Annotated in this window: 10 protein-coding genes; all 10 read right to left on the bottom strand. The window is 57.4% G+C overall.

The genetic code is table 11. The annotated features are described in order from the left end of the window. Positions 1-96: 96 nt before the first annotated feature. The 10 genes from DESU86_RS11300 to DESU86_RS11255 all read right to left on the bottom strand — a co-directional run bounded on the left by DESU86_RS11300 (position 97) and on the right by DESU86_RS11255 (position 11,075). Positions 97-1,350 carry an NAD(P)-dependent malic enzyme gene (locus DESU86_RS11300; protein WP_179981134.1) on the bottom strand — a complete coding sequence of 418 codons (1,254 nt, stop codon included), beginning with the start codon at positions 1,348-1,350 and terminating at the stop codon, positions 97-99. Positions 1,351-1,722: 372 nt separating this feature from the next. Further along, positions 1,723-2,514: a fumarate reductase iron-sulfur subunit gene (locus DESU86_RS11295; RefSeq protein ID WP_179981133.1), complete on the bottom strand. Its 792-nt coding sequence runs from the start codon at positions 2,512-2,514 to the stop codon at positions 1,723-1,725. Between the two features lie 14 nt (positions 2,515-2,528). Then, complete coding sequence (locus DESU86_RS11290; protein ID WP_179981132.1) at positions 2,529-4,385, bottom strand: fumarate reductase flavoprotein subunit; 1,857 nt, start codon at positions 4,383-4,385, stop codon at positions 2,529-2,531. A gap of 8 nt (positions 4,386-4,393) precedes the next feature. Beyond that, positions 4,394-5,023, bottom strand: coding sequence for a succinate dehydrogenase/fumarate reductase transmembrane subunit (locus DESU86_RS11285; protein WP_179981131.1), 630 nt, complete (start codon positions 5,021-5,023; stop codon positions 4,394-4,396). A gap of 54 nt (positions 5,024-5,077) precedes the next feature. After that, positions 5,078-5,638, bottom strand: a complete 561-nt coding sequence (locus tag DESU86_RS11280) for a Fe-S-containing hydro-lyase (RefSeq protein WP_179981130.1) — start codon at positions 5,636-5,638, stop codon at positions 5,078-5,080. Positions 5,639-5,646: 8 nt separating this feature from the next. Then, positions 5,647-6,492 carry a fumarate hydratase gene (locus DESU86_RS11275; RefSeq protein ID WP_179981129.1) on the bottom strand — a complete coding sequence of 282 codons (846 nt, stop codon included), beginning with the start codon at positions 6,490-6,492 and terminating at the stop codon, positions 5,647-5,649. A gap of 68 nt (positions 6,493-6,560) precedes the next feature. After that, entirely contained in the window at positions 6,561-7,886 is a 1,326-nt protein-coding gene (locus DESU86_RS11270; RefSeq protein ID WP_179981128.1) for a dicarboxylate/amino acid:cation symporter, read from the bottom strand. A 160-nt stretch (positions 7,887-8,046) separates the two neighbouring features. Continuing rightward, positions 8,047-8,448 carry a hypothetical protein gene (locus DESU86_RS11265; RefSeq protein WP_179981127.1) on the bottom strand — a complete coding sequence of 134 codons (402 nt, stop codon included), beginning with the start codon at positions 8,446-8,448 and terminating at the stop codon, positions 8,047-8,049. A gap of 752 nt (positions 8,449-9,200) precedes the next feature. Continuing rightward, the gene (locus tag DESU86_RS11260) at positions 9,201-9,794 is read right to left on the bottom strand and encodes a GDSL-type esterase/lipase family protein (protein WP_179981126.1); all 594 of its coding nucleotides are present in this window, start codon (positions 9,792-9,794) and stop codon (positions 9,201-9,203) included. Between the two features lie 186 nt (positions 9,795-9,980). Beyond that, positions 9,981-11,075, bottom strand: coding sequence for a radical SAM protein (locus tag DESU86_RS11255; RefSeq protein ID WP_179981125.1), 1,095 nt, complete (start codon positions 11,073-11,075; stop codon positions 9,981-9,983). Between the last annotated feature and the right edge of the window lie 2 nt (positions 11,076-11,077).

The following is an 11,077-nucleotide window of genomic DNA, read 5'->3' as shown; positions in this document are numbered from 1 at the left end:
TTTGCCTGTTACACGCTACTGGAGAACCAATGAGCCTTGAGCAATTTCACTAGCGAGGCTTTCGCAGCGGCCAGGACAATTCAGGGCAACAGGGTTCTACTTGCGGTTAGCAAGCCTGTTCTTGAGGTTTTTCGCCACAATGGCCGGATCCACAGGGTTGCGGGCAATGCCGCTTTCTATGGCGGCGCGGGCGGTGGCGGCAGCCACGGCCGGGGCCACATCGGCGTTAAGGGTTGAAGGTATGATATAGTCGGACCGCAGTTCATCGGCCGTGACCAGTTCTGCAATGGCGTAAGCCGCGGCTATCTTCATGGCGTCATTGATGTCCGTGGCGGCCACGTCCAGAGCACCGCGGAAGATGCCGGGAAAGGCCAGCACATTGTTTATCTGGTTGGGGCAGTCCGAACGCCCCGTGGACACCACCCGCGCACCGGCGTCCAGCGCACGCTGGATAGGCCAGATTTCGGGGATGGGGTTGGCCTGGGCAAAGACTATGGGGTCCTTGGCCATGCTGCGGATCATGTCTTCGGTAAGGGTGTTGGGCGCGGAAACGCCGATGAACACGTCCGCCCCCTTGATGGCCTCGGCCAGACCGCCCTTGACCTTCTGCGGATTGGTGCGCCGGGCGATTTCTTCCTTATAGGGATTCATGCCTTCGGCGCGGCCTTCGTAGATGGCCCCGCGCGTGTCGCACATGATGACGTTTTTGAGACCCATGGCCATGAGCAGCTTGATGATGGCAATACCGGCCGCACCCGCGCCGCTGGTGACCACAGTAACGTCTTCCAGTTTCTTGTTGACCACTTTGAGAGCATTGATAAGCCCGGCCAGGGTGACCACGGCGGTGCCGTGCTGGTCGTCGTGGAAGATGGGTCCCTTGAAAACGCCGTTTTTCTTGAGGGCGTCCTCAATGATAAAGCATTGCGGGGCCTTGATGTCTTCAAGGTTCACGCCGCCAAAGGTGGGGGCCATCAGTTCCACAAGCTCGACGATTTTTGCCGTGTCCTTGGTGTCAACGCAGATGGGAAAAGCATCCACATCGCCAAAGGTCTTGAACAGCAGACTTTTGCCTTCCATCACCGGCATGGCGGCGGCGGGCCCTATGTCGCCCAGGCCCAACACCGCTGTGCCGTTGGACACCACGCAGACAAAATTGCCGTGGTTGGTGTACACGTCCAGCATTTCAGGATTACGGTTGATTTCCATGCAGGGTTCTGCCACGCCGGGCGAATACGCAAGAGTGAGATCGTCGGCATCACGAACGGGCACCTTAACGCGCACTTCAATCTTGCCCTGAAAATTTTTGTGCATGGCCAGAGCATCTTCACGCAGATTCTTTATACGGGACATGAATTTCTCCTAGCATATTCTGACATTCTATGTAGTTGCGCCAACAGGACCCATTCGTTCCTGTTGGCGCGCAGTGAGAACGGGTTACCTTTAGGAATATGCATTCCCAAAGGGTACGGCACGACCGTTACGGCACGCAACAGCGCGCAGGCTGTACTTATGGAAGCACTGATTAAAGAGCCTCCCGGAAACGCGCTGGTATTTCCTTTGGCAAGGCGCGATCTTTTTTTGAAGCAGGAGTGGACTGTTCCGTCCTCGACTGTTTCAAAAAAGTTAAGCAACGCCGCAAACAAAATACATCAGCGTTTCCTTATGCCTTCACGGCGGGCACCGTTCACGCGGGTGACAGAGCAGTTTCAAGGTAAAAGTGCCCTAGTCCTTGCCGCCGCAATGCGAATGGCCGCAGCCCTGCATTTTTTTACGCAGGAATTCCGGCAGTATGCCGCGCACGGATTCCATACTCACCATACGCCGCATGATGCCCAGCTGGTCGTGCAGGGGCAGTTGCTTGGGGCACACGCTGTCGCAGGCCAGCAGGCCCATGCAGCCGAAAACACCCTGGTCGTCGCCGATGAGGTCGTAATAATCGGCCGGGGTGCGGTTGTCTCTCGGATCGATATAGAAGCGCGCCATACGGTTGATGGCCGTGGCCCCGATGAAGTCTTCACGCATGCGGGCCGTGCCGCAGGCCGCCACGCAGCAGCCGCACTCAATGCACCTGTCCAGTTCGAATATCTGGGTGGCGAGCTCATTGTCCATGCGTTCTTCCTGCGCCGCCGGATCAAAGGCCTTGCTGGTGTGTATCCACGATTCGATCTTCTGGCCCACATTGCGAAACCACGTGCCCGTGTCCACGGAGAGATCGCCCAGCAGTTTGAAAACCGGCAGGGGGTGCAGGGTTATGTGGTCCGGCAGGTCACAGGTTTGCGTGTGGCATGCCAGGCCGGGCCGCCCGTTGATCACCATGCCGCAGGAACCGCAGATGCCTGCGCGGCAGCAGAAATCAAACTGCAAGGAGGGGTCCTGCTTTTCGCGGATAAGATTCAGCGCGATAAAGAGCGTCATGCTTGGATGCTCTTCAAGCTGGAATTTCTGCATGTGCGGGTAGGACCCGGCATCCAGTGGATTATAGCGGAATATCTCGAACGTAAGATTGCGTCCCATTGAGCTTGCCTCCCTTAACCTTTCTCGTCGTAGGGAACGATCTGGTCTTCCTTGATGTCGCCCTGGATGATCTTGCCGCCGCCATAGCCCCGGTCGCCCGGAGGCAGAATGAAGAATGGCGTGGCAGGCTCATACCGGAGCGTGGGGAGGCTGTCGCCCTCGTTCCAATAGGCCAGGGTGCGCACAAGCCAGTCCTTGTCGTTGCGTTCCGGATGATCCTCGCGAGCGTGCGCGCCCCGGCTTTCAGTGCGCATAAGCGCGCCGTAGGCCGTGCACAGGGCCAGCTTGAGCATGCCGGGCACCCGCAGGGCCATAGAAAGCTCCGCATTGGGGCCAGGGATGTTGCCGCTGCCAAGGCGCATGTTTTTGCAGCGCTCCAGCAGATTTTGCAGCTTGACGACGCCTGCCTCCAGATCCTTGCCATTACGGAAGATGCCGACATGCTCCATCATGACGTCCTGCATCTCGTTGCGCAGGGTGTAGCAGCCGTCGCCCGTGCCGCGCAGCAGCGCGGCGATGCGATCCTTGACCTTGAGTGCGGCGGCCTTCATTTCGGCTGTGGAAAACACGGTTTCGTATCCTTGCAGGAATTCCACCAGTTTTTTGCCCACGATACGTCCGGAAACTATGGTTTCGGCCAGGGAGTTGCCGCCCAGGCGGTTGAAGCCGTGCATATCCCAGCAGGCGGCCTCGCCGGCGGAGAAAAGCCCTTCAAGCCCGTAGGCGTGGCCGTCCTTGTTGATGCGCACGCCGCCCATGCTGTAGTGATGGGTGGGCCGCACGGGGATGAGTTGGTGTATGGGGTTCACGCCAAGGAAATGGGTGGAGATGTCATACACTTCGCGCAGATTGGTGGTGATGTGCTTTTCGCCCAGGTGCCGGATGTCCAGCCAGAGGTGCTCGCCGTAGGGGCTGGGCACGCCAAAGCCCTTGCGCATATGCTCTGTCATGCGGCGCGACACCACGTCACGCGAGGCAAGCTCGGCCTTGTCCGGCTCATAATCCGGCATGAAGCGGTATTCATTCACGTCCAGCAGGGTGCCGCCGTCGCCACGGCAGCCTTCGGTCACAAGAATGTCCGTGGGCACCGTGCCCGTGGGGTGAAACTGCACGGCCTCCATATTTCCCAGAGGCACCACGCCCGTTTCAAGGGCCGCTATCTGGCCGCCGCCGTCGCAGATGATGGCATTGGTGGTGGCCCGGTAAATACGGCCATATCCACCGGTGGCGATAAGCGTCGCCTTGGCGAAGTACCCGACCAGCTCACCGGTGCGCAGGTCGCGGGCCACGCAGCCCATGCAGCGCTGGCCATCGTGCACCAGCACTTCGGCCTGCATGCGGTCGTGCACATCCACACCCAGTTGCAGCAGGCGGCTGTCCAGGGTGAAAAGCACGGCATGGCCTGTGCCGTCCGAGGTGTAGCAGGTACGCCACTTGGCGGTGCCGCCAAAGGCGCGGGAATGGATAAGCCCCTCATTTTCCTTTTTTTCCGTAGCCTGAAATGGCTTGCCGCCCTTGTAGTAGGTGTGCTCGCCGGGCACCACGCGGCTCCAGGGCACGCCCATCCAGGCCATTTCGCGCATGGCTATGGGGCCGGTTTCAGCAAACAGACGGGCCACCTCCTGGTCGCAGCCCCAATCAGATCCCTTCACCGTATCGTTAAAATGGATTTCGGGGCAGTCGCCCTCGCCCATGATCGAGTTGCCCAGAGCCGCCTGCATGCCGCCCATGGCGGCAGAGGAGTGCGAGCGTTTGGGCGGCACCACGGAAAGACAGATAACGCTGAAGCCCTCCTGTGCGGCCTCCACCGCCACACGCTCTCCGGCCAGACCAGCGCCAATGCACAAAACGTCACTTTCAAAAATACGCATACGCCCCCCTATCCCTGAAACCAGACGCGGGCCAAGGCCAGCGAGCCGAGCAACAGATAACAGCCCATGACGATCCATATCCACTTGCGGCACATGTCCTTGGCGCTCTTGACGCAGACGCCGTACTTCACGGCGAGGCGGTACACGCCAATGCCCGTATGGAGGATGACGCAGGGCAAAAAGACAACATAAAAGGCCAGCCAGCCGCTGTGCAGGCGCTTGGCGCTGCCAGCCACATTGATGGGAAGGTCTGTCATGATCGCGTATACGTGAAAAAATACGCCGAGCAGGATGGCGATGGCCGTAAAGACCTGCACAAGCCACAGCCAGGTGTCAAAATCCTTCAGGCTTTTGCTGTGCCGCACAAAGATGCCAAGCTCATGCGCGCGAAAGGGCATCTTGCGTGCCGCGATATAAAAATGAAAAACAACCATCAGGATAATGATAGGGGCCACCAGGTGGGTCAACCACGTGGCCTCAAGAAACCAGGCTATGCCATTGGTCAACGCAGGGCTGATCACCACCGTCCCTTCCAGCAGCAGGTGCACGCACACAAACAGCGCCAAAAAAGCGCCTGTGGCGGCCTGCCAGAAATCCAGGCGAGTTTTGCCCTCAGCGGAATTTCTGCTCAAAGCCATATGAACTCCTTGTGCAATGATACGTAAACAGTCTATGGACGCGCCACGTACACATCAGATACGTCGGTACGGCGCCTGGCCAGCCTCGTAGTAATTGCCGCCCATGCTGTCGATGACCACAATGGCGGGAAAATCCTCCACCTCCATGGCGGCGACGGCTTCGGGCCCCAGATCCTCATAGGCCAGCACCGTATATTTTCTGATGCTGCGGGCAATGAGCGCGCCCGCGCCGCCCACGGCGGCCAGATAGGGTACGCCGAGTTCTTCCATAGCCTTTATGACGTCAGGGCTGCGATAGCCCTTGCCAATCATGCCCTTGAGGCCCTGCTTGAGCAGGCGGGGCGTATAGGCGTCCATACGGCCTGAAGTCGTTGGTCCGGCCGCCCCGATGGGATGCCCGGGACGGGCCGGACTCGGCCCCAGGTAATAGACGACAGCCCCTTGCAGATCCACCGGCAGGGGCTCGCCCCTGTCCAGTGTTTCCACCAGCCTTTTATGGGCCGCATCGCGCGCGGCCAGAATGGTGCCCGAAATAAGCACCCTGTCGCCGGCACGCAGGGAGCGGGCCGTGGTTTCGTCAAAAGGAGCACGTATTTTTTTGACTTGGTCAGACATGGCCCCCCCTACAGGACGATTTCGGCGTGGCGCGCCGCGTGACAGTTGATGTTCACGGCCACCGGCAGTGAGGCTATGTGGGTCGGTGCCCACTCCACATGCACCTTGAGGGCCGTGGTCACGCCGCCAAGCCCCTGTGGGCCGACGCCAGTTCTGTTGACCATTTCAAGCAGTTCATCTTCAAAGGCCGCGTAACGCGCATCCGCGTTATGGCTTTCAAGGTCACGGGCCGCAGCGCGTTTGGCGCACAGGGCGGCCAGTTCCATTGTGCCGCCGATGCCCACGCCCACGACCAGAGGGGGACAGGAGTTGGGGCCAGCCGCCAGAACGGCGTCCAGAACCACCTTGCGAACCCCCTCGATGCCGTCAGCCGGCACAAGCATTTTGAGCACGCTTTTATTTTCCGATCCTGCCCCCTTGGGCGCCAGACGCAGGCGCAGCCTGTCGCCTGGCACCATGCGGGAGTGCAGGACGGCCGGGGTGTTGTCCCCCGTATTTTTGCGCTCAAACAAAGGCTCGAACACACAGGATTTGCGCAAATAACCGTCCGTGTACCCCCGGCGTACCCCCTCATTGACGGCGTCTTCAAAAGCGCCGCCCACTATGTGTACATCCTGTCCTATCTCGGCGAAAACCACTGTGATTCCTGTGTCCTGACACAAAGGAATCTGCCCATCAGCGGCAATGCCCGCATTTTCCAGTAACTGATCCAGTATGGTGCGGCCCACGGGCGACGGTTCGGCCTCGCGGGCTTTCCGCATGGCTTCAACCATATCCGCAGGCAGACGGTAGCAGGCATCTATGGCCAGACGCGCCACTGCCTGCGCTATGTCGTTGCAATGGATTTCTTTCATGACTCTCCCGGTCTGTTCGCTTGTGCCTCTTCAGTTGACGCCCAGCGCGCCATCAGTTCGGAAGTGGATCAAAGATCCGCCTCGCTTGCGGCCAGCTCAGCTTCGACAACGTCATCATCCTCTTCGATTTCCGACGTGTCCCCGTTAAGCACGCGGCGCAGCTTTTCGGAATCAAGGTTGCCGGTCATTTTGGAAACAAAGATGGTGGCCACGCCGTTGCCCACAAGGTTGGTCAGCGCGCGCGCCTCGGACATGAAGCGGTCAATGCCGAAAATAACGGCGATGCTTTCCGGGGGAATCTTGCCAACAGAGCTCAGCGTGCCCGCCAGCACGATAAATCCGCCGCCAGTGACTGCCGCAGCGCCCTTGGATGAAATCAGCAGGATGCCAAGAAGCACGAGCTCTTCGCCAATGGTCATGGGCGTATTGGTGGCCTGGGCCAAAAATACCGCCGCCATGGTCAGGTAGATGGCCGTGCCGTCCAGGTTAAAGGAGTAGCCCGCCGGGATAACCAGGTCCACGACGCTCTTGTTGCAGCCCACCTTCTCCATCTTGCGCAGCATGTTGGGCAGCACGGATTCGGAGGAAGACGTGCCAAGAACGATAAACAGCTCTTCCTTAATATACCGGACGAACTTGAAGATGCTGAATCCGCTGAACAGGCCCACAACACCGAGAACCAGTATTACAAACATGATACTGGTGGCGTAAAAACACAAAATCAGTTCACCCAGCGCCAGTACGGAGCCTATACCCTCCTTGCCGATGGTAAAGGCCATTGCGCCAAATGCGCCAATGGGCGCGACGCGCATGATGATATTGATGACCTTGAAAAGCACTTCAGAAAGGCTCTTGATGAGGTCAAAGCACAGCTGGCCCTTGGCGCCGCTGAAATTCAGGGCAAAAGCGAAGATGATGGCCACAAGCAGAACCTGCAGTATCTCGCCGCTGGTAAATGCGGAAACAAAGGTATGCGGAATGATATTCATGAAGAAGCTAATAAGGTTATTGTCTTTGGCCTTACCAGCGTATTGGGCGGCAATGCTCTTGTCGGCGGCGTCAAAGGTGCTCACGTCAACATTCATGCCCGCGCCGGGCTGAACCAGATTTACGACCACAAGGCCGATAATCAGAGCCAGCAGGGTTATGCCGGTAAAGTAGATGATTGCAAGACCGCCCGTTCTACCCACGGCCTTGATGTCGTTCATGCCCGCGATGCCTGTCACAACTGTGGAAAAAATGAGCGGCGCGATGATCATTTTGATCAGGTTGATGAACATCTTGCCAAGAGGCTGCATTTTTATCGCCATCTGCGGATAGAAATGCCCCAGCAAAATACCGATCATAATTGCAATCAACACTTGTACATACAATACTCTCAGATACTTAAGCATACGTTCCACCTTTAAGTAATGCTGTTGAAGGCGTGTTATTTAGAAACAGCATCCAGAGGCTACGCGGCTTTACAGCCGGAAGCTTTTGCCACGGAACCGGACCGGGACATGTGCTGTCTCAGTTTTGCGTGTGCTTGTGGTAAGTTAGGCAGAATTATTGTCAGGCGTGCGGCGCTGCCCGCACAGGGGGACGCAGGGTGCGAAGTTTGCTTTTGTCCGACCACGTGGGAGCTTCGGACAAAGGAGACAATCCAAAATTTTCAGTTGGATCGTGGTGAAATATCTTTAAAAAAGCATATTTAATCTGAGGCAGGTCTTCAACATCATACTTTGCCCATCCGGGCATGGTATTTTTAAGGCTTTCCGATCTGGTTGAAGACTCTTTTGCGCTGCCCGCACTGATGTTTGGCGGTCCATGCACATTCATATCAACTACTGCAAGCAAAGAAAGACAGGTCTTCTGCTGCATCACAGACTCACAGGACGACACATCTCCATGTGACTGCAACACGCCACCATTTATTGCCAATTGAAGGCAAAAAATAGCGACAATAATTGCCATGAAGAAAACCATCCCTCTGAGCATTGTCACCCTCTCATAGAATTTTCACTTATGAGGTAAATAAAACACAGAAAGAATAATCAGGGCAATTAAATTATTTTTTTCACGTGTATTTTCCATTCGTGATAGTTTTAATTTATATAAAGCCAGTTGCAATACATACTTCATTAATCATTGAATTTTTAAATGCTATCAATACAGAGTACGATTATAGTGTATATAAAATGTAATACTGTAAACCTAATTATATAATAATGTTACACATTTTATCATATTGTCATACCATCATACCGCTACGGCATGCAAAAGGAGCGAGCGCGTGACACGTCTTTCGGGCAGGAACCGCCCGGCGGAAACTTTGAGTAACTCACTTATAAAATTGAATTATACTGGATCGATTTACGAATGAAATTCAGCCCAGCAGCCTGCAAGGCTGAAGAGCGGCTCAAGGCTGCACGGCTGACGCGCGACCCTAGAGCAGATTAACTTTGAAATGCTTCTCATTTCAAAATGTTCATTCAGCCGAAAATGCGATTTTCGGCTGAATCCACGGCATGTTGTGGCGCACTGCACGAAAGTGCAGCGTTAGAGCATTTAAACTTTTTCAAAGTGAAAATGCTCTAGAACGGACAGCGCATCGAAGTTCAGGGATTGACAGGGCCCCGAAGGTCTGGGGCTTGAGCGTATGGAAGATCGGGGATTGCCAGAGCCCCGAAGGGACGGGGCTTGCAGCACTCTGGGAGCAGAAGCGATCAGATCTTGTGCAGCGCCCTTGCGGCCTCCTGCGCCATGAGGGCGTGCCCGGCTTCGCTGGCGTGCAGGCCGTCAGTGTACAGGGCGTCAAAATACTCTCTGCCGTTGAGGGCCGCAGAGACTAAAAACTCTTCAAAGCGCCGATAAAAATCCACCACAGGCAAGGAAAAATCTTCGGCCAGGCTGTGCAGCCAGGGCCGTAATCCGTCATAGGCGGCGCAGGCCCGATCCACATCCATACTGGCCAGCAGGGGAAAGGTGATGGGGTGACGCACGGGGATGGGAATGCCGAGCACCGGCTTGACGCGTACACTGAAGCATTGCTGCACCAGGGCGAACATATTGGCTTTTACCACGCCAAGGTCCGCGCCCAGAGCGAGATCGTTGAACCCGCCCATAAGAATGGCCGCATGGGCGTCCTTAACGGCGCTGTGGGCCTGAAAACGGGCCAGCATGCCGCCTGTGGTGTCGCCGTTGATGCCCCAGTTGAGCACCTTCATGCCTGTGGTTTTGGCCAGCAATGAAGGCCATACCCGGTGACGGGGAATACCGAAGCCATATGTGAGGCTGTCGCCCAGGCAGATCAAGGTCATGCGTGTTTTTTACTCCTCTCCCTTTGCGGCGTCAAAGAATGGGCCGCGTCGGAGGGGTAAACCGGCGCGGCCCCGTGCCGCCCACTCAACGCGGCACACTGTCTACGAAACTGAAACAGGATGCCTGCCCGATCCTGTTCCAGTTTCGCAGGTTGCGAAAAAGGCCCTTGCGGCCTTTGCCGCAAATTACAAAGGCAAGCCCATTTGCAGGCGGATATGGCGCACGTCCGCCTCTTCCGGTTTGAAAGGATAGTTGCGTATGCCAGGGCCGGGGCGCGAATTGGCGTAGGGGCGGTTGCAGGCCACCTCGCCGTCGCGGCCCGTGCAGCCGCAGGTGCGGAAGGGCTCGCCAGCGTTGATGAAACCGTCCAGCGCGTCCTTTGGAAGCCCGTATCCGGTGATGGCCCGGCGCTGATTGTAGGTGAAGTTCTCGGCGCGGGCATGATCGTGGTCGATGAGCCAGCGCGCCAGCTGGATGCGGCGGTACTGGTCAATGGGCGGCGGCAGATGCTCGGCCAGAGGCGAGCCTCCCTCGGGGAAAAACGAGAACAGATGCGTGTTGCCGCCCATGTCATGCACACGCTGCATGGCGCGGCTCATCTCTTCTTCGGTTTCGCCCATGCCGACCATAAAGTGCGAACCGGCCATGCCCTTGCCGAAAACATCCAGGCTTTCTTCCAGGCATTGCCAGTAGCGCTCCCAGGAGTGCGGCCCCCCTACCCCGGCCCCACGGTACCGGGCGAAGAGCTCCGGCGTGGCGAGGTCGATGGCCACGCCGATCTTGTCCGCTCCGGCGTCGCGGAATTCTTCCAGATGGCGGCGCGTCAGGATGGTCGGCGAGATGAGCAGGGAAACCGGAATGTCCACGGCCGCGCGCAAACGGCGGCAGATGTCCGTGGCGTCGCGCGGGGCGCGGCTGTTGGTAAGCATGGATATGCAGATGCGCTTGACGCGCTCCTGACGCCGCAAAATGCCCGCAATGATTTCATCCACGGTAAAGGAAGGCCAGCTTACGCGGATGAAGCTCTTGATGGGGCGCTTTTCCTTGGCCCCTGAAAGGCCGCAGTAGGAACAGCGGGCCGCGCATCCCGAGCGGTAGGTCAGAAGAAGATTGACGCAGGAAAGGCAGGCATTGCGGTAAAAGCTGCCCGGCGCGAAGTCCAGCGTCATGGCGGCGGCAAGGCTCATGCGCACGACATCGGGGCTTTCCGGCGCGGGTTCCTGCCCGCAAAGACCCTGACTGGGGGAACATTGACTTTTCAATTCGGTGGCTTGGCTCATAT

It is taken from the genome of Desulfovibrio sp. 86, from assembly GCF_902702915.1.
In the GTDB taxonomy this organism is placed as follows: Bacteria; Desulfobacterota; Desulfovibrionia; order Desulfovibrionales; family Desulfovibrionaceae; genus Desulfovibrio.
Note: the sequence above shows the minus strand (reverse complement) of the source record. Positions and strands in the feature narration are given on the sequence as shown.

Bases quoted from the DNA above. Each gene is read 5' to 3' on its own strand.
- DESU86_RS11300 (WP_179981134.1), bottom strand. From the start codon at position 1,350: ATGTCCCGTATAAAGAATCTGCGTGAAGATGCTCTGGCCATGCACAAA.
- DESU86_RS11295 (WP_179981133.1), bottom strand. From the start codon at position 2,514: ATGGGACGCAATCTTACGTTCGAGATATTCCGCTATAATCCACTGGAT.
- DESU86_RS11290 (WP_179981132.1), bottom strand. From the start codon at position 4,385: ATGCGTATTTTTGAAAGTGACGTTTTGTGCATTGGCGCTGGTCTGGCC.
- DESU86_RS11285 (WP_179981131.1), bottom strand. From the start codon at position 5,023: ATGGCTTTGAGCAGAAATTCCGCTGAGGGCAAAACTCGCCTGGATTTC.
- DESU86_RS11280 (WP_179981130.1), bottom strand. From the start codon at position 5,638: ATGTCTGACCAAGTCAAAAAAATACGTGCTCCTTTTGACGAAACCACG.
- DESU86_RS11275 (WP_179981129.1), bottom strand. From the start codon at position 6,492: ATGAAAGAAATCCATTGCAACGACATAGCGCAGGCAGTGGCGCGTCTG.
- DESU86_RS11270 (WP_179981128.1), bottom strand. From the start codon at position 7,886: ATGCTTAAGTATCTGAGAGTATTGTATGTACAAGTGTTGATTGCAATT.
- DESU86_RS11265 (WP_179981127.1), bottom strand. From the start codon at position 8,448: ATGGCAATTATTGTCGCTATTTTTTGCCTTCAATTGGCAATAAATGGT.
- DESU86_RS11260 (WP_179981126.1), bottom strand. From the start codon at position 9,794: ATGACCTTGATCTGCCTGGGCGACAGCCTCACATATGGCTTCGGTATT.
- DESU86_RS11255 (WP_179981125.1), bottom strand. From the start codon at position 11,075: ATGAGCCAAGCCACCGAATTGAAAAGTCAATGTTCCCCCAGTCAGGGT.